Annotated in this window: 15 protein-coding genes and 1 tRNA gene; 7 read left to right on the top strand and 9 right to left on the bottom strand. The window is 68.0% G+C overall.

Annotated features, from left to right (window positions below):
- Window positions 1-45: 45 nt before the first annotated feature.
- Together JMF86_RS10875 and JMF86_RS10870 are read left to right on the top strand one after the other, a co-directional pair.
- Complete coding sequence (locus JMF86_RS10875; RefSeq protein WP_054927993.1) at window positions 46-390, top strand: DUF4212 domain-containing protein; 345 nt, start codon at window positions 46-48, stop codon at window positions 388-390.
- Window positions 391-393: 3 nt separating this feature from the next.
- On the top strand, window positions 394-2,409 hold the full coding sequence (locus JMF86_RS10870; RefSeq protein WP_054927992.1) for a sodium:solute symporter family protein: 2,016 nt from the start codon (window positions 394-396) through the stop codon (window positions 2,407-2,409).
- A gap of 30 nt (window positions 2,410-2,439) precedes the next feature.
- On the opposite strand, the gene JMF86_RS10865 is transcribed toward JMF86_RS10870, so the two are convergent.
- The 4 genes from JMF86_RS10865 to JMF86_RS10850 form a co-directional block, all read right to left on the bottom strand.
- Window positions 2,440-3,042, bottom strand: coding sequence for a hypothetical protein (locus JMF86_RS10865; protein ID WP_054927991.1), 603 nt, complete (start codon window positions 3,040-3,042; stop codon window positions 2,440-2,442).
- Between the two features lie 99 nt (window positions 3,043-3,141).
- Entirely contained in the window at window positions 3,142-3,762 is a 621-nt protein-coding gene (locus JMF86_RS10860) for a DUF2939 domain-containing protein (RefSeq protein ID WP_054927990.1), read from the bottom strand.
- A gap of 290 nt (window positions 3,763-4,052) precedes the next feature.
- Window positions 4,053-4,143, bottom strand: a tRNA-Ser gene (locus JMF86_RS10855).
- 57 nt (window positions 4,144-4,200) lie between these two features.
- Complete coding sequence (locus tag JMF86_RS10850; RefSeq protein ID WP_054927989.1) at window positions 4,201-6,390, bottom strand: TonB-dependent siderophore receptor; 2,190 nt, start codon at window positions 6,388-6,390, stop codon at window positions 4,201-4,203.
- A gap of 295 nt (window positions 6,391-6,685) precedes the next feature.
- On the opposite strand from JMF86_RS10850, the gene JMF86_RS10845 reads away from it, so the two are divergent.
- Window positions 6,686-7,306 carry an HAD family hydrolase gene (locus JMF86_RS10845; RefSeq protein ID WP_054927988.1) on the top strand — a complete coding sequence of 207 codons (621 nt, stop codon included), beginning with the start codon at window positions 6,686-6,688 and terminating at the stop codon, window positions 7,304-7,306.
- 29 nt (window positions 7,307-7,335) lie between these two features.
- Here the strand turns inward: JMF86_RS10845 and JMF86_RS10840 are convergent, their stop codons facing one another.
- Window positions 7,336-8,445 (bottom strand): fatty acid desaturase, encoded by a 1,110-nt coding sequence (locus tag JMF86_RS10840; protein ID WP_054927987.1) that lies wholly within the window; start codon window positions 8,443-8,445, stop codon window positions 7,336-7,338.
- 226 nt (window positions 8,446-8,671) lie between these two features.
- Between JMF86_RS10840 and JMF86_RS10835 the strand changes: the two genes are divergently transcribed.
- Window positions 8,672-9,709 carry an AraC family transcriptional regulator gene (locus tag JMF86_RS10835; protein ID WP_034174502.1) on the top strand — a complete coding sequence of 346 codons (1,038 nt, stop codon included), beginning with the start codon at window positions 8,672-8,674 and terminating at the stop codon, window positions 9,707-9,709.
- A gap of 67 nt (window positions 9,710-9,776) precedes the next feature.
- Here the strand turns inward: JMF86_RS10835 and JMF86_RS10830 are convergent, their stop codons facing one another.
- Together JMF86_RS10830 and JMF86_RS10825 are read right to left on the bottom strand one after the other, a co-directional pair.
- Window positions 9,777-10,826, bottom strand: coding sequence for a beta-propeller fold lactonase family protein (locus tag JMF86_RS10830; RefSeq protein ID WP_054927986.1), 1,050 nt, complete (start codon window positions 10,824-10,826; stop codon window positions 9,777-9,779).
- Window positions 10,813-12,180, bottom strand: coding sequence for an MFS transporter (locus JMF86_RS10825; protein WP_012328858.1), 1,368 nt, complete (start codon window positions 12,178-12,180; stop codon window positions 10,813-10,815). Before JMF86_RS10825 ends, JMF86_RS10830 begins: the two co-directional genes overlap by 14 nt.
- A 208-nt stretch (window positions 12,181-12,388) precedes the next feature.
- On the opposite strand from JMF86_RS10825, the gene JMF86_RS10820 reads away from it, so the two are divergent.
- The 3 genes from JMF86_RS10820 (at window position 12,389) to JMF86_RS10810 (ending at window position 15,545) form a co-directional block, all read left to right on the top strand.
- Window positions 12,389-12,748 (top strand): hypothetical protein, encoded by a 360-nt coding sequence (locus JMF86_RS10820; protein ID WP_082409331.1) that lies wholly within the window; start codon window positions 12,389-12,391, stop codon window positions 12,746-12,748.
- A 17-nt stretch (window positions 12,749-12,765) separates the two neighbouring features.
- The gene (locus JMF86_RS10815; RefSeq protein WP_200095230.1) at window positions 12,766-13,746 is read left to right on the top strand and encodes an acetyltransferase; all 981 of its coding nucleotides are present in this window, start codon (window positions 12,766-12,768) and stop codon (window positions 13,744-13,746) included.
- Window positions 13,747-14,066: 320 nt separating this feature from the next.
- Window positions 14,067-15,545, top strand: a complete 1,479-nt coding sequence (locus tag JMF86_RS10810; protein ID WP_197285589.1) for a deoxyribodipyrimidine photo-lyase — start codon at window positions 14,067-14,069, stop codon at window positions 15,543-15,545.
- Window positions 15,546-15,567: 22 nt separating this feature from the next.
- Here the strand turns inward: JMF86_RS10810 and JMF86_RS35275 are convergent, their stop codons facing one another.
- Together JMF86_RS35275 and JMF86_RS10805 are read right to left on the bottom strand one after the other, a co-directional pair.
- On the bottom strand, window positions 15,568-15,690 hold the full coding sequence (locus JMF86_RS35275) for a hypothetical protein (RefSeq protein WP_054927985.1): 123 nt from the start codon (window positions 15,688-15,690) through the stop codon (window positions 15,568-15,570).
- Complete coding sequence (locus JMF86_RS10805) at window positions 15,681-16,919, bottom strand: MFS transporter (protein WP_054927984.1); 1,239 nt, start codon at window positions 16,917-16,919, stop codon at window positions 15,681-15,683. Before JMF86_RS10805 ends, JMF86_RS35275 begins: the two co-directional genes overlap by 10 nt.
- Window positions 16,920-16,962: the final 43 nt, after the last annotated feature.

Below are 16,962 nucleotides of genomic sequence, written 5' to 3'. Positions count from 1 at the left end.
GGCAATCCCGATTGCCCGCGCGGGGGCTTTTTGCTACATAACGGCATGACCGTTCCGACCCGTTCGGCGCCTGCCGCGCCACCCCCCGTTCCCGAACCGCTCGCGCGTGCGCATGCGCGCTACTGGCGCTTCAACGTCGCGCTGATCGCGGTGCTGATGGTGACCGGCTTCGCGGTGTCGTTCATCGTGCCGTTCTTCGGGCCCGCGCTCGCCGGCGTTCGCTTCGCCGGCTTCAGCCTGCCGTTCTATGTCGGCGCGCAGGGCGCGATTCTCGTGTACCTCGTGCTGATCGTCGCCTACATCGGGTTGATGCAACGCGCGGACCGCACGCTGCGCCGCGCGTACGACGAGCATGCGGCGCGCGCCGGCCATGCGAACGGCGGGCGCTGATTCATGCTGACGCATCGACTGATACGCGCATACGCGCTCTACACGCTCGGGTTTCTCGGCTTCGTGCTGCTGATGTGGCGGATCGAGCGCGCGACGGGCTCGGGCGTCTGGATCGGCTACGTGTTCCTGTTCGTGCCGATCGCCGTGTATGCGGTGATCGGCTTGTTGTCGCGCACGTCCGATCTCGTCGAGTACTACGTGGCCGGGCGGCGCGTGCCATCCGCGTTCAACGGGATGGCGACGGCGGCCGACTGGCTGTCGGCCGCGTCGTTCATCGGCCTGGCCGGCTCGCTCTACGCGACCGGCTACGACGCGCTCGCGTACGTGATGGGCTGGACGGGCGGGTTCTGCCTCGTCGCGTTCCTGCTTGCGCCGTATGTGCGCAAGCTCGCGCGTTACACGATTCCCGACTTTCTCGGCACGCGCTTCTCGAGCACGGCCGTGCGTGCGCTCGCGGCCGGCGCGGCGATCCTGTGTTCGTTCGTGTACCTGGTCGCGCAGATCCAGGGGATCGGCCTGATCGCGACGCGCTTCATCGGCGTCGATTTCGCGATCGGCATCTTCTGCGGGCTCGCGGGCATTCTCGTGTGCTCGTTTCTCGGCGGGATGCGCGCGGTTACGTGGACGCAGGTCGCGCAGTACATCATCCTGATCAGCGCGATCCTGATTCCGGTGTCGCTGATCGCGATGAAGAACGGGCTCGGCCCCGTGCCGCAGTTCAATTACGGCAAGCTGATGGAGCGCGTCGCGGCGCGCGAGGCGCAGGTGCGCGACGCGCACGACGAGCAGCAGGTGCGCGATGCGTATCGCCGGCAGGCCGCGGCTATTCAGACGCGGCTCGACCGGCTGCCGGCGTCCTATGCGGATGCGCGTCGACATCTCGTCGACCAGCTTGCCGACCTGCGCCGTCACAACGGGCCGCTGCGCGAGATCAGCCAGCGCGAGCGCGAACTGGCCGATTTCCCGCGCGATCCGGCAGCGGCGCGCGTGGCGTGGACGCAGGCGCGCGACGACCTGCTCGCGCGGGCCGAGCCGCCCGTGCCGATGCACGAGCCGTTTCCGGCCGCGAGCGAAGACGAACGCAAGCCGCGCGAGCGGAATTTCCTCGCGCTGCTGCTGTGCCTGTCGCTCGGCACCGCGAGCCTGCCGCACATCCTGACGCGCTACAACACGACCACGTCGGTCGCGTCGGCACGGCGCTCGGTCGGCTGGACGCTGTTCTTCATCGCGCTGTTCTACCTGAGCGTGCCGGTGCTCGCGGTGCTGATCAAGTACGAGATCCTCGCGAATCTCGTCGGGCGGCCGTTCGCCGAATTGCCGGCGTGGGTCACGCAATGGCATCACTTCGAACCCGACCTGATCAGCGTCGTCGAGGTGATTCGCGACGGCATCGTGCACTGGTCGGAAATCCAGATGCAGCCGGACATGGTCGTGCTGGCCGCGCCGGAGATCGCGGGGCTGCCGTACGTGGTGTCGGGGCTGATCGCGGCCGGTGCGCTGGCTGCGGCGCTGTCGACCGCGGACGGGTTGCTGCTGACGATCGCGAATGCGCTGTCGCACGACGTCTATTACTGCATGGTCGCGCCCGATGCGTCGAGCCAGCGGCGCGTGACGATCTCGAAGGTGCTGCTGCTGGGGGTGGCGCTGTTCGCGTCGTATGTCGCGTCGCTCAATACCGGGAAGATCCTGTTCCTCGTCGGCGCCGCGTTTTCGCTGGCGGCGTCGAGCTTCTTTCCGGTGCTGGTGCTGGGGGTGTTCTGGAAGCGCACGACGACGCGTGGCGCGATTGCCGGGATGGTGACGGGGTTGGCGGTGTGTGTGTACTACATCGTGTCGACTTATCCGTTCTTCACGCAGTTGACCGGGTTCGCCGGACGTACGTGGTTCGGGATCGAGTCGATCAGCTCAGGCGTGTTCGGCGTGCCGGCGGGGTTCGCGGTGGCGATCGTGGTGAGTCTGTGTGATAAGCGGCCGGATGAGTATACGCGGGCGTTGGTGGATTACATTCGGCATCCGTGAGGGGGCGAATGTCGTATCGTATGACGCGGATTAGAGCGCGGAAGTCCCGAGTTCGGCACCTTTGGTCGTTTGCATGCGACCGACATCGCAGCTTCCGTCCGTCACGTCGTTTGCATTGGGGATCGCGACGCACACATAGGCACGAATGCCGTGCGGCAACGCCACGTGTCGAAACTCGCCCACCTTGATCGTCGCGACCCGGTCAACGGCAAACTGATCGGTGATCGGCGTCGCGCCCGACGGGACCGACAGGGTCACTTCCGACGTCGCCTGGCTGGTTTGCGATTTCAGCGTCTGACTGCCGGCGATATCCATGGTCACCATGAAGCGTATGGTCGCGTGCCCTTCGGAAACGCGCTGGACGGTTACCGCGATCGTCGGCTTTGCGATGCCTGCCGTGCATTTTCCGGCAACACATTCGCGAACGGACAGGAGCGTGTGGAACGTCGGCGCGGGCTGACCGACGACTGACAGGTCGGTTGCGGCCCCGCCATCGCGTAGTGTTTTCTGCGGTGACGGAGTCGATGTGACGGCAACGGTGGTACTGATCGTCGGGTGCGACGGTGCTGTCGCGCAGGCCGCCAGCATGGCCGACGCGCCGGCCGTCATGATGAACCGCAGGCTGAATCGCATGGACGTGACTCGCGGAGCCGAAACCTCCTATATCGTCGGATCAATGCCGATCTTTAGCGTGCGGCGCTCGGCATCCATCGCGCTTCGCACGCTCGGCGATCAGTTCGGAGCGATCCGGTCGATCGGCAGGTCGATGCCGCTCAGTTTCCACGACCAGAGACCATCACGCTTGAATACCAGCGTCACCTGGTCGTCCGTTCCTTTTCGCGCAGTTGCGGTGACGGTCGACCAGTTCTTGTAGCGTACCGAATAGTCGACTTTCGGCGTCGAGTTGGCTTGATCCGGCGTCGCGCCGACATCGGAACCTGCGTGAGTCGCTTCCGTCGGGGCGGCGGAGGATGCGGGGGCCGCCGGGACATCGGCAGGGTGCGCGGGTTTGGCCGTTCCCTGAGCCATCATGGTCATGACGCCCGCCGGCGTCACCATCGTGTCGATGAGCTGATTCGCGAAACCCATCGCCACCATCATTCCCAGACCGGCGAATGAATTGCCTTTCATGTCGGGCGAATTCGCCAGTTTCGATTGCACCATGGTCAGGAATTGACCACGCAGGCTTTCGCGCAGCGACGGAAAGTCGACGTGCGACGAAAACGAGTCGGCATCCTTGTCTGCCATGGCCGATCGCATCTGATACATGGTGATGTACGGGCTCGCATAACTGGAAGCGATGCCTGCGGCGATTGCGATTCCGGCGATCGCGATTCGTGTTTTCTTTTTCATGGTCTCTACGCGTTTCGATATTGTTTATCGGGAAAGCAGTTTAACGGTCGGGCGCGGGAATGTTTGAGGCGTCGACCAAGACCGCTTCGGCAAGCCGGGGCTCATTGCGCGCGACGTGGCAGTAACGAGAGACCTCGGCGTGATGCGAGTTCATCGCCAGTTCTTGCCAGGCATGAGCAGTGGGAAGCGCAGCGACCCGGGCGACGTTCGGCCTGGTGATGGGTTGCTGATGGGCCGAGAAACAAAAAGCCCCGCAGAACATTGATTCTGCGGGGCTTTCTCGTCAATCCTGGCGGAGAGAGGGGGATTCGAACCCCCGATAGGCGATTAACCTATACACGCTTTCCAGGCGTGCGACTTAAACCACTCATCCATCTCTCCGGAAGACCGAGAGTATAGCAAACTCTGGCGGCAGCCCGCCACTCCCTTCCGCGTCGGTCAGAAATCCGTCGTCATCGACAGCCACACCGAGCGCGGGTCGCCCTGCGTCAGGTATCCGCCGATCGTCGACGACCAGTACGACTTGTTCGCGACGTTGCGCACGGTCGCGCGCAACGTCGTCTTCTTGCCGAACACGTTTGTCGCGTAGCGCGCGCCGAGGTCGAAGCGGTCCCACGCCTGGATCGACATCGTGTTCGCGACGTCCAGGTACTGCGGCCCCGTGTGGAGCCAGCGCGCGGTTAGCGTGAGCCCGCGCAGCATCGGCACGTCGTATTCGGCACCCGCGTTGAGCAGGAACGACGGCACGCCGATCGGCCGGTGGCCGTCGTTCGCGCCGCTCGCCGTGTTCTGCAGCGTCGCGTCGAGGTACGTCGCGCCGGCGATCAGCCGCACACCTTTCCACGGCTCGCCGTACACGGCCGTCTCGATGCCGCGGTGCCGCTGCGTGCCGTCGGCGCCGAACAGGTTCGTCGCCGGGTCGGTGTACGCCATCGGCTTCTCGATCTGGAACAGCGCAAGCGACGCACCGTACTTGTCGGTGTCGTAGCGGATGCCGGCTTCATATTGCTTCGACCGGTACGGCGACAGCGCCTGGCCTGCGTTGCGCGCGGTGTTCGGCGCGATCTCGCCCTGGGCGAGCGCTTCGCTGCGATTCGCGAAGATCGACACGTTGCGCCACGGCTTCACGACGAGACCGAACACGGGCGTCGTGATCGCGTCGCTGTAGACGCCCGTGACCGCGCCCGTGTAGCTGAAGTTGTCGACCGAAATCGACTGGCGGCGCGCGCCGATCGTGAACAGCACGCGGTCGTCCAGGAAGCCGAGCGTATCGGACACCGCGAGGCTGCGCAGCCAGGTCTTCGTGACCGTGCCCGGATCGTTCATGTCGCCGCCCGTGTAGGCCGTCGGCGGAGACGCGATCGGCGCGGGATCGTAGAGCGTCGTCGGGAACGCGTTCGACAGCGTGTACGCGGACTGGCTGTCGACGCGGATGAACGACGCGCCGGCCGTCACGAAGTGCGACACGGGGCCGGTCGTGAAGCGGCCGCGTACGCCGGCCTCGGCCGACTGCGCATCTTCCTTGTGCGGCACGCTCAGGCGCGAGCCGGTCGTGCCGGACGACGAGTAGGTCGGCGTGTAATAGTCGCCATGCTCGTTCGTATGGCGTGCGCCGGCCGATACGTAGGCCGTCCATGCTGGCAGGAAGTCATACTCGGCGCGCACGATGCCCACCGTGTCCTCGAGTTCGCTGAAGCTCCACGGTTGCGCATAGTTGTGCGTCGCGGACGGCACGGCGGGCAATTGATCGCCGCTGACGAGCACGACCGGGCGGCCGTTGTCGATCCGCTGCCGCTGATACAGGAAGTCGCCGGACAGGCGCAGCTTGTCGCCGCGCCAGTCGAGCGACACCGCCGTCACGTTGCTGCGGCGGCGCTCGTCGTCGACGGCCGTGTCGCCGCCGCTGATCGACTGGTTCACGCGCACGCCGAACTGGCCTTCGCTGCCGAAGCGGCGGCCGATGTCGACATGCGTGCCGAGCGAACCGGACGTGGCGCCGTCGACGGTGACGCGTGTGAGCGGCTTGTCGTCCGCACGCTTCAGTTGCAGGTTCACGCCGCCGCCGACCGCCGAGCCGTTCGGCGACGCCCCGTTCAGGAAGGCATTCGCGCCCTTGAACACGTCGACGCGCTCGACCGCATCGGTCTGGACGAGTTGCCGCGGCGTGACGCCGTACAGGCCGTTGAGCGACACGTCGTCGCCGGCAAGCTCGAAACCGCGGATGACGAATACCTGCGAGAAGTTGCCGTAGCCGGAGGCGCTGCGCACGGCCGGGTCGTTGTCGAGTACGTCGGCGAGCGTGCGCGCCTGCTGGTCCTCGATCAGTTTCGACGTATAGGTGGTCATGCTGAACGGCACGTCGCTCGCCTTTTGCCGGCCGAGCACGCCGAAATCCGCGCCGCGCGCGACCTGGCCGCCGGCGTAGGTCGGTGCGAGGTCGCCGGGCAGCGGCTCGGCCGCGCCGGTCACGTTGATCGACGGCAGCATGGCGGCATCGGACGCGGCATTGGCGTTGACGGCGGCGGAAGTCGCCTGCTGGGCCCGTGCGGCGGCCGGGAAGGTGCAGGCGAGCGCAATGCCGAAGGCAATCGGCGTGAGACGCCGGACGGGTAACGAAAGTGTCGACATGGGACGCAAATCGGGTGTAGTCGGTGATCCATCCCAGGGCGGCAAGTCGGAATCCGGGCGGCGTGACGCGTCCGTACTGTCGCGGACGTGTTTTTATCGAGCGGCGGAGTCTAGCGTAAACGAGAATCATTGTCGTTTGCGGGAGGGGCGGCCCACTATTTGAGATAACTGGGCGTTCACGGGCGATGGTGCATGATCGCTGAGGGGGCGTCGGGGCGGACTCTACGGTTTCGCGCGGGCCCCCGCGAGTCTGCTATCTTCCCGGGCATCTCATCGCTTTCCCCGCCGATTCTCCATGACCGACCGCATCGTCGCCGCCTTCGATTTCGACGGCACCATCACGACCACCGACAGCTTTCGCCATTTCGTCCGCCAGGCGGTCGGCACGCCGCGTTTCGCGTGGGCCGGGTTGCGCGCGCTGCCGTGGATCGTCGCGATGAAGGCCGGGCTGCTGTCGCGCGGCGACGCGAAGGCAAAGTTCGCGTCGTTCGCGTTCGGGCCGATTCGTGAAGACGCGCTCGATGCGCACGCGCGCACCTTCGTTGACGGTTATCTGCCGCGCCTCGTGCGTCCGGAAATGCTCGAGCGCATCCGCGAGCATCGGGCGCGTGGGCATGAAGTCGTGCTGGTCAGCGCATCGCCGTCGCTGTATCTGGAGAAGTGGGCGAAGACGGCCGGCTTCGACACGGTGCTCGCGACGCGGCTCGCGTTCGAGCGCGGCGTCTTCACCGGGCGCCTCGACGGCGAGAACTGCTGGGGGCCGCAGAAGGTCGTGCGGCTGCGCGGATGGTGGGGCAACCGGCCGCCGAAGCAGTTGTTCGCGTATGGCGACAGTCGCGGCGACAAGGAAATGGCCGAGCTCGCGAACTGGTCGTGGATTCGCGGGCAGGGGCCGATGCCGCCGATCGACGCTTGATGCGGCGCTGATGCGGCGCGCCGCCGCCGTTACGCGTCGGCCTGCGCGTGGTGCGTGCGGCGAGACGGACGATAGCCGCCCCAGCGATTCGCACGGGCGAAGGTGCCGACGTCGTTGAAGCGCACGCCCACTTCGCGCAGCGCCGCATGCGCATGGCGCGCGGTCAGTTGCCGGATGTAGAACGGATCGCGCACCACGAAATGATGAATCGCGTGCGTGCTGCCGAAATTGAAGCAGAACAGCTGGAACGGCAGCATCCACCACGGGTTCAGCACCTGCGTCTGCTGGATCACGTTGCGCGAGTCGATGTCGCCGAAATAGTGCATGTTCGAGCTGACGAAGTTGATGCAGAAGCTGCGCAAGAAGTTCGGCCCGAGCCACACCACCGCCAGGAAATCGACGACGCTCATCACGCGCTCGACGGCGGCGGGCACCGTCACCGCGACATCGAACGCATGCAGCGCGAACAGGCCGACGTGATAGACGATGAACGCGTGCCACAGCGTGTAGTACAGGTGACCGATCGGCATGTACGACGACACCTGCTCGATGCGCAACTGCAGGCGTTCGGACGGGTCCTGCACCGGTTGCGCGGCCACGTACTGCTTCACCTTGCGACGCATCGCGGCCGGCCGCAGCACGACGGCGAGCATGCCGTCCGCGATCATCAGCAGGCGCTTCACGCCCCAGCGCTCGCCGTTGGTGATGCCGTATTCCTCCAGGTCCGATTCGCCGCCCGACACCTTGTGGTGATGCAGGTGCATGCGTCGGCGCGTCCACGGGTTGATCGTGCCGGGCCGCGTGAGCCAGCACAGCGCCATCATCAGGTGATACGCCCACGGCGTCTTCTTGAAGTACATCAGGTGGATCAGGTCGTGCTCGAGCTCGTGGATCAGCGACGTGACGAACGCGGCGAGCGGCAGCGCGACGTACCACGCGATCGCGCCACGCGCATACAGCCATGCGATCGCGAGCATCGCGCTCACCGACACGGCCATCACGGTCGCGCCGACGAGGTTCTGGTTGTCGAGCAGCGGAAAGCGTGCGCGGATCGCGTCGCTCGCGGCGTTCACTTCGCGGCGGACGTACGCGACCCTGTCGGCGTCGTGGCGAAAGGCGGTTCGTGCGGGTTGGCTCATCGACCGGAATCCGTGCGGAAAGAGTGGGGCGCAATGCCGATGTGACAAGCATAGGCGCGTGCCGGAACGCAGGCGAGGGCCGTCGGTGCCAAGGGTGGTGTCATTTCGGGCCACGTTGGCCGACGCGCGGGCGCCTGAGCGGAGGTCGGCCCGCTAGAGTGCCACCGTGGTGTCATGGCGGGCCAGCGACGCTACAATCCGCCGAAACCGCTCGGGAGTTCGCCGCATGGCCTTGTCCGTTCCGGATGCCGCGCGCCAGTTGAACAAGGCGACGGTGTCGTCCGCGTATGCGCTGTTCATGCTGATGCTGGCCGAGGAGCGCGGCATCGACGGCGGCCGCATTCTCGCCGGCTCGGGCGTCGCGCGCGACCGGCTCGCGCAGCCCGATGCGCGCATCACGCCGCTGCAGCAGGCGGCGATCGTGTTCAACCTGCTCGACGCGACCGACGATCCGTCGATCGCGATCGAGATCGGCCTGCGCAGCAGCCTGACGAAAGCGGGGCTGATCGGCTTCGGGCTGATGAGCTGCGCGACGCTCGGCGAGGCGATCGCGCTCGGCATCCGCTACCTGCCGACGCGCGTGCCTTTTTTCTCGGTGCGGCTCGCGCAGCTCGACGGCATCGTCGACATCGACGTGCTCGAAGCGTTTCCGCTCGGCCGGCTGCGCCAGTTCGCGGTGGAAAACTTTCTGGTCGAAACCGCGATCCTGTTCAATTCGCTGCTGTATCCGACGCCGGGGCGCACGCTGCAGTCGCGTGCCGAGCTCCATTTCGAATGGCCGGAGCCGCCGTGGTTCGAGCGTTATCGCGCGCGGCTGCCGCGCTGCCATTTCGACGCGAGCGCGAACCGCATCCGCTGCGACGCCGCGCTGCTCGACGAGCCGATCGGCACCGCGAACGCGCAGACCGCGCAGATGATCGTCCAGCAGTGCGAGGCCGAACTCGCGCGGCTCGGCTATGCGGAGAGCATCGTCGAGCGCGTGCGCAACCTGCTGATCTGCGGGGAAGGCGGCTATCCGTCGGTCGACGACGTCGCGCGCGAACTGCATGTGTCGGCGCGCACGCTCAAGCGCAAGCTCGCCGAATACGGTGCGACCTATTCGGCGCTGCTCGACGAGATCCGGCTGCGCGACGCGCTGCGGCTGCTCGAAGGCACGCGGCTGCCGGTCGACGAGATCGCCGCGCGCGTCGGCTATACCGACCGCGCGAATTTCACGCGCGCGTTCAAGCGCTGGACGGGCGTGGCGCCGAGCGAGCGGCGCTGAACGTTGCCCCCGCATCGGCTTGCCGGTCCTCGCGCATGCGCGGATGCTTCTTCAAACCTTCAAGCTTTCAGACGATCGCGATCCAGTTCGCGCCGCGGCCGCCCGGCACGCGCGTGTGCAGCGACAGCGTGCCGTCGTCCGGCGCGATCGCATACACAGCCACGTGCTCCGACTGCTCGCCGCACGCGACGAGCCAGCGCCCCGACGGATCGATCGCGAAGCCGCGCGGCTGCGTCTCGGTGGGCGTCGCGTGGGTGGGCTCGAACGTGCCGTCTTCGTTGCGGCGGTAGCCGAGCAACCGGCTCGATGTGCGCTCGCTGACGTACGCGAAACGCTCGTCGGGCGTCAGGTGCAGATCGGCGGCCCACACGGACGGCTCGGTCGGGGCGGGCGGGCGCGCATGGCCTTGCGCGAGTTCGGCGACGGCCGGATGGCGTGCGCTCACGTGCGGGTCGCCGAGCCGGCCGGTGTCGGTGTCGCGGGCGAAGGTCGCGAGCATTCCCTGGAATTCGCTGACGACGACGAGCGTGCGGCCGTCATCCGCGAACCGCAGGTGACGCGGGCCGAAGCCGGCGGGCACGCGCGTGTCGCCGTGTTCGACCGCGCGCAGGCCGGCGGCGTCCTCGACGAGCGCGAAGCCGAACACGCGGTCCGAGCCGAGCGAGCTGACGTACGCGAAACGGTTGTCCGGCGACACGATCACCGCATGCGCGTTCGCGATGCCGCCCGCGACTTGCAGCGGCGTGCCGTCGCCGTCGCGCACGCGCCCGGCGTCGTAGAGGCTCAGCGAATTCCCGCCGTACGACGCACCGAGCAGCCAGCGGCCGCTGCGGTCGAGCGACAGGTATGCATGGCTCGCGTCGATCGCGGTCGTGCCGATGCGCGCGAGCGCGCCCGTGGCGGCGGCGACGCGGAACGCGACGATCGTTGGCTGCTCGCCGCGCGTCGCGACGTAGAGCCGCGTGCGGTCGGCCTGCACGGCGATCGGCATCGCGACGTCGGCGGCCGGATAGCGGGCGAGCGGCGCGAGCGTACCGTCGCCGGTGAGGGCGAAGGTGGCGAGGTCGCCGTCGACGGCATTCGAGACGACGACGGTCAGGCGGTCAGTGTTCGGCATGGCGGAGCATCGAGGCGTGCGAGAAAGTTTCGTCGGCCGGCTGGCCGCGCGGCGGATCGCTGCGCCGGTGCGTGCGCGCGAACAGCGCGGCGACCGCGGCGACGAGCGAAGCGATCGCGAGCGCATACAGCCCGCCCGTGATCGAACCCGTATGTTGCTTCAGATAGCCGAAGGCCGTCGGCGCGACGAAACCGCCGAGGTTGCCGACCGAGTTGATCAGCGCGATCACGGCCGCGGCCACCCGCGTATCGAGGTAGCCCTGCGGAATCGGCCAGAACAGCGACGACGCGGCCTTGAAGCCGAGCGCGGCGAAGCAGATCGACGCGAACGACCAGACCGGATCATGCGACGTCGACGCGAACAGCCCGCACGCGGCCAGCACGAGCGCGCACGCCAGCCAGCGCTGCGGATGCTTCCACTTCGACGACAGCACCGCGAAGCCGTACATCGCGCCGATCGCGATCATCCACGGAATCGTGTTGTACAGGCCGACCTGGAAATCGGTGAGCCCGCCCATCTTGCGAATGATGGTCGGCAGCCAGAACGTGGCCGCGTAGATCGTCAGTTGGATCGAGAAGTACAGGAAGCAGAACAGCATGATCTGCGGATCGCGCAGCAGCGTGGTGGCGCGCACCGGCACGTTCGAGCGGACGTCGCGCGTCGCGCGCTCCTCGTCGAGTGCGTTCTGCAGCGCCGTGCGTTCTTCGGCGGTGAGCCACGTCGCATCGCGGATATGCGATTTCAGCAGCAGCCAGCTTGCGCCGCACAGCGCGACCGAGAACAGCCCTTCGATCAGGAACATCCATTGCCAGCCTTCCAGGCCGAAGCCGCGGATCGACAGCAGCGCGCCGGTGACGGGCCCGGACAGCACCGACGCGAACGCGGAGCCGCCGAGGAAGATCGCCATCGCCTTGCCGCGTTCCTGCGGCGGCAGCCATTGCGACAGGTACAGCACGACGCCGGGGAAGAAGCCGGCCTCGGCCGCGCCGAGCAGGAAGCGCAGCGCGTAGAACGACGTGTCGTTCCACACGAACGCCATCGCGGCCGCGACGATGCCCCACGTCGCCATGATCCGCGCGAGCCAGATGCGCGCGCCGTAGCGCTGCATCAGCAGGTTCGACGGCACTTCGAACAGCGCGTAGCCGACGAAGAACAGCCCGGCACCGAGCCCGTACGCGGCCGCGCCGATGCCGATCGACGCTTCGAGGTGGCGATCGACGAAGCCGACGTTCACGCGGTCGATGTAGTTCGCGATGAACATGATCAGCACGAGCGGCAGCACGTGCCATTTCACTTTCGAGACGGCGGACGCGAGCGGGTCGCGGCCGGGCAGGGCGGACGAGGGCGGGTTCAAGGGTGTCTCCGGTCGGGTGACGGCGGACGGGGCGGCGGCCCGCGTCGGCGTCTGGATGCCGATTCAATGTAGTACGTCGTCGTATGACATGGTACGCCGGTGGACCGAGGATGACGTCACGGGTTTACCCGGAAATATCCCGCCTTCTGCATAAATATCGGGAGGGGAAGCGAGCGCTTTCACATCTGATGACGTATGACATGGAACGATGCTGCGTCCGTCGGCGGTCCTTGGGGGCGGCGTGAAATCCGCGGTCGAGGCGGCGCATTCATTCGTGCGTGGTCGATTTCCGGAGCCGCTGGAGAAAACCGATCTCGACGGGGCTGCGCTCGATACCCGTGTGTTTCACACGCTGGTGCGCATGCGGCAAGGCGTGCCGCACATGGAGCGGCGGCCACGCGATCGTGATGAACGACACGGAGGCACCCCGCAAGCCGTTTGCGGGGGAGGGCGGCTACGCTCCATTGAGTTGAAGAACGCGCTCGCGGTTGCGGCAAAATACCGGGCATGCGAACTCGCCGTGCACGCCACGCCACGCGATGCAAACGGCGGCGATTTCATACCTTGACGATGGAGCAACAGATCATGCAGGACAACCGGTACGCGCGGCACGTCTTCGCGTTCAATGGCGACGCGGACGGCCTGTGCGCGCTTCAGCAATTGCGGCTCGCCGAACGCGTGCACGGCACGCTCGTGACCGGCGTGAAGCGCGACATCCGGCTGCTCGAGCGCATCGACGCGGGTGCGGGCGACATCGTCACCGTGCTCGACGTGTCGCACGACCAGAACCGCGACGCGTGCGCGCGGCTGCTGCGCGACGGCGCGACGGTTCGTTACTTCGACCATCACTTTGCCGGCGAGCTGCCCGACCATCCGCGTTTCGACGTGCATATCGACATGGCGGCCGACGTCTGCACGAGCGCGATCGTGAACCGCTATCTCGGCGGCCGGTACGTGCGCTGGGCGATCGTCGCCGCCTATGGCGACGAACTGCCGGCGCTCGGCGACGCGCTGGCGCGCGAGCATGGCGTCGACGAAGCCGAGCGCTGCATGCTCGCCGAACTCGGGCGCTATCTGAACTACAACGCATACGGCGAGTGCGTCGGCGATCTGCATTTCGATCCGGCGACGCTCGCGGACGCGATGCTGCCGTGCATCGATCCGCTCGATTTCGTACGCGACACGGCGGTGTTCGCCGCATTGCGCGACGGTTACCGCGACGACATGGCGCGCGCGTGCGCGCTCGCGCCGCTGCGCGAGGTGCCGGGCGCGACGCTGGTCCGGATGCCCGATCATCCGTGGGCGCGGCGCGCGACCGGCATGCTCGCGAACGAGCGGATGCGCAACGCACCGCATGCAGCGCTCGCGGTGCTGTCGCCGCGCGCGGGCGGCGGGCTGGTCGTCAGCGTGCGCGTGCCCGACGGCCGGCCGATCGGCGCCGACGAGTTCTGCCGCGGCTTCGCGACCGGCGGCGGGCGCAAGCGCGCAGGCGGCATCAATCATCTGCCGGAAGACGAGTTCGACGCATTCGCCGAGCGCTTCGAGGCCGCGTTCCGGCTCGATTGACGCGACGCATCGTCGACCGGATCAGCCGGCCGCACCGGCGAGCACGGTCGGCCCGTCGAGCGGCCGTGGCCTGCCTCGGTGCGTTCGGCGTTGCGTCAGCCGTGCGCGGTGTGCACGAGCCGGTCGACGTATCCCCGACTGAGAAACCTTCCGGGCGTGCTGCCGGTCGGTAGCGCGACTTCCATCGGATTGAAGCGGATCGTGTGCTCGAGCGCGGTGTCGCACGTGGCGTGCCGGCCATGACGGCCGGCGTCGACACCGTGCAGCGCAGCCGCGACAATACGCGTCTCCTTTTGCTTTCGCCATCGAGGTGCCTGCCCGTGTCTGCCAAGCCGTCCGTTGCTCCCGCGATCGTCTGGTTCCGCGACGATCTGCGCGTGACCGATCAGCCCGCGCTGACGCGCGCGGTCGAATCCGGCCGGCCACTCGTCTGCGTGTTCGTCGACGACACGGGCGCCGGCGCCGGGCCCGCGCTCGGCGGCGCGGCGCGCTGGTGGCTGCACGGGTCGCTGGCCGGGCTCGACGCCACGCTCACGCGTCATGGCGGGCGCCTGCTGCTGTTGCGCGGCGACGCGCAGCGGGAGATCGAGCGCGTCGTCGGTGACACGGGCGCGGCAGCCGTGTACTGGAACCGCCGCTATGCGCAGCCGCAGCGCGACGCGGACGCGGCGCTGAAGGCGTCGCTCAAGGCGCGCGGCGTGGCGGTCGAGAGCAGCAACGGCAGCCTGCTGAACGAGCCGTGGGAAGTGCTGACGGGCAGCGGCGGCCCGTACCAGGTGTTCACCGCGTACTGGCGCGCGGCGCGCCGCGATCGCACGGTCGCCGCGCCGCTGCCGGCACCCGAGCGGATCGCGTTCCATCCGTGGCCGCAAGCCGTGCGCGACCGCGCGCTGGCGCTCGATGCACTTGCGTTGCGTCCGCATGCGCCGGACTGGGCCGGCGGCCTGCGCGATGCGTGGCCGGCGCCGGACGAAGCCGGCGCGCTCGCGCGACTCGACACGTTTCTGACGACCTCGCTCGCCGGCTATGCGGATGCGCGCGACCGTCCCGACCGCCCCGCGACGAGCCGGCTGTCGCCGTTCCTGCGTTTCGGCAACGTGTCGCCGCGACAGGTGTGGCATGCGGTGCAGGGCGCCGCGAATGCAGGCGGCGCGGCATATGCGGCGCACGCCGACAAGTTCCTGAGCGAACTCGGCTGGCGCGAATTCAGCTACACGCTGCTGTATCACTTCCCGGCGCTCGCGACCGACAATTTCCGTGCGCAATTCGATGCAATGCCGTGGCGCGACGATCCCGTCGCGTTACGTGCGTGGCAGCGCGGCCGGACCGGCTATCCGCTCGTCGATGCGGGCCTGCGCGAGCTGTGGACGACCGGCTGGATGCACAACCGCGTGCGGATGGTCGTCGCGTCGTTCCTGATCAAGCACCTGCTGATCGACTGGCGCGCGGGCGAAGCATGGTTCCGCGACACGCTGGTCGATGCCGATCCCGCGAACAACGCGGCGAGCTGGCAATGGGTGGCCGGCTGCGGCGCCGACGCCGCGCCGTATTTCCGCATCTTCAATCCGGTCGCGCAGGGGCACAAGTTCGACCCGGACGGCGCGTACGTGCGGCGCTGGGTGCCCGAGCTTGCCGGCCTCGACGACGCGTCGATCCATGCGCCGTGGGAAGCGTCGCCGCTGGCGCTCGAGGCGGCCGGCGTGCGGCTCGGCATCGACTATCCGGCGCCGCTGATCGAGCATGCGGCCGCGCGCGCCCGTGCGCTCGATGCGCTGGCCGCGTTGCCGAAGCGCCGCTGACCGCACGCGCCGGTTTGCCGCATCAATTGCAGAACGCGATGTGCTCGAGCAGCGCGTACGCGACACCCGAATCGAAGTAGGCCGCGCCGCACCACGCGACGAACGCGAGCGTGCCGGCGGCCAGCGCCGCGCGGATCATGCCCATGCCGCATTGCCCGATGCCGGGCGCGCGACGCGCGCGTCGTCGATCGGCAGGTGCAGCAGCGCCGCAAGCACGCCGAGCGCGATCGAGCCGAGCCACAGCGGCATGTACGAGTGCGTCGCGTCGTACACGATTGCACCGAGCCACACGCCGAAGAAGCTGCCGAGCTGGTGCCCGAAGAACACGAAGCCGAACAGCGTCGCGATGTAGCGCACGCCGAACACCTGCGAGATCACGCCGTTCGTCAGCGGCACCGTGCCGAGCCACGTGAACCCCATCACGGCCGCGAACACGTAGACGCTCGCGGGCGACAGCGGCGCGGCGACGAACGCGGCCATCGCGAGCGCGCGCACGAGGTACAGCACCGACAGCACGTACTTGCGCCGCAGCAGCCCGCCGAGATGGCCGCACGCGTAAGTGCCGGCCACGTTGGTCAGCGCGATCAGCGCGAGCGCGACACTCGCGTGGCGAGCCGGCAGTCCGTGGTCGAGCAGGTACGCGGGCAGGTGCGTCGCGATGAACGCGAGCTGGAAGCCGCACGCGAAGAAGCCCGCGTTCAGCAGCCAGAAGCCGCGATGCGCGAACGCTTCGCGCACGGCTTCGCCGATCGACTGGTCGGCGCCGGCGCCGGCGGCAGCGCCGGCCGCTTGCGCGGGCCGGTCGCGCAGCAGCACGGCGAGCGGCGCGAGCAGCGCGGCGACGAGCGCCAGCGCGATGAACGCGTGCCGCCAGCCGATGCCGCCGATCAATTCCTGCGCGACGGGCACCATGCAGAACTGGCCGAGCCCGCCGATCGCGCCGGCGACCCCGAGCGCCCAGCCGCGCCGGTCGGGCGGAAACAGGCGGCTCAGCGCGCCGTAGATCGACGCGAACGCGGAGCCCGACAGCGCGATGCCGATCACGAGCCCGGCGCCGACCGTGAACAGGCCGGTCGTGGCCGCCTGCGCCATCGTGACGAGCCCGGCCGCATACAGCAGCATGCCGGCGATGATCACGCGCACCGAGCCGAAGCGGTCGGCGATCATCCCGGTGAACGGCTGCGCGACGCCCCAGATCAGGTTCTGCAGCGCCAGCGCGAGCCCGAACGCCTCGCGCGACCAGCCGTGGTCGAGCGACACGGGCGCGAGGAACAGGCCCTGCACGTGGCGGATGCCGAGCGCGGCGCCCATGATCAGGCCGCCTGCCAGCACGGGCAGCCAGCGGCGCCGGACTTCCTGCTCGATCGGGGTCATGCGTGTCTCCGGATGAAGGCGCGCGGCGAAACGGCCGCGCTCG

The organism is Burkholderia sp. E168m15, from assembly GCF_016586105.1.
Taxonomy (GTDB): Bacteria; Pseudomonadota; Gammaproteobacteria; order Burkholderiales; family Burkholderiaceae; genus Burkholderia; species Burkholderia orbicola.
Note: the sequence above shows the minus strand (reverse complement) of the source record. Positions and strands in the feature narration are given on the sequence as shown.

What these genes read in the sequence shown, in the direction of transcription:
- JMF86_RS10875 (WP_054927993.1), top strand. Translation starts at nt 46, where the DNA reads ATGACCGTTCCGACCCGTTCGGCGCCTGCCGCGCCACCCCCCGTTCCC.
- JMF86_RS10870 (WP_054927992.1), top strand. Translation starts at nt 394, where the DNA reads ATGCTGACGCATCGACTGATACGCGCATACGCGCTCTACACGCTCGGG.
- JMF86_RS10865 (WP_054927991.1), bottom strand. Translation starts at nt 3,042, where the DNA reads ATGCGATTCAGCCTGCGGTTCATCATGACGGCCGGCGCGTCGGCCATG.
- JMF86_RS10860 (WP_054927990.1), bottom strand. Translation starts at nt 3,762, where the DNA reads ATGAAAAAGAAAACACGAATCGCGATCGCCGGAATCGCAATCGCCGCA.
- JMF86_RS10850 (WP_054927989.1), bottom strand. Translation starts at nt 6,390, where the DNA reads ATGTCGACACTTTCGTTACCCGTCCGGCGTCTCACGCCGATTGCCTTC.
- JMF86_RS10845 (WP_054927988.1), top strand. Translation starts at nt 6,686, where the DNA reads ATGACCGACCGCATCGTCGCCGCCTTCGATTTCGACGGCACCATCACG.
- JMF86_RS10840 (WP_054927987.1), bottom strand. Translation starts at nt 8,445, where the DNA reads ATGAGCCAACCCGCACGAACCGCCTTTCGCCACGACGCCGACAGGGTC.
- JMF86_RS10835 (WP_034174502.1), top strand. Translation starts at nt 8,672, where the DNA reads ATGGCCTTGTCCGTTCCGGATGCCGCGCGCCAGTTGAACAAGGCGACG.
- JMF86_RS10830 (WP_054927986.1), bottom strand. Translation starts at nt 10,826, where the DNA reads ATGCCGAACACTGACCGCCTGACCGTCGTCGTCTCGAATGCCGTCGAC.
- JMF86_RS10820 (WP_082409331.1), top strand. Translation starts at nt 12,389, where the DNA reads ATGCTGCGTCCGTCGGCGGTCCTTGGGGGCGGCGTGAAATCCGCGGTC.
- JMF86_RS10815 (WP_200095230.1), top strand. Translation starts at nt 12,766, where the DNA reads ATGCAGGACAACCGGTACGCGCGGCACGTCTTCGCGTTCAATGGCGAC.
- JMF86_RS35275 (WP_054927985.1), bottom strand. Translation starts at nt 15,690, where the DNA reads ATGGGCATGATCCGCGCGGCGCTGGCCGCCGGCACGCTCGCGTTCGTC.
- JMF86_RS10805 (WP_054927984.1), bottom strand. Translation starts at nt 16,919, where the DNA reads ATGACCCCGATCGAGCAGGAAGTCCGGCGCCGCTGGCTGCCCGTGCTG.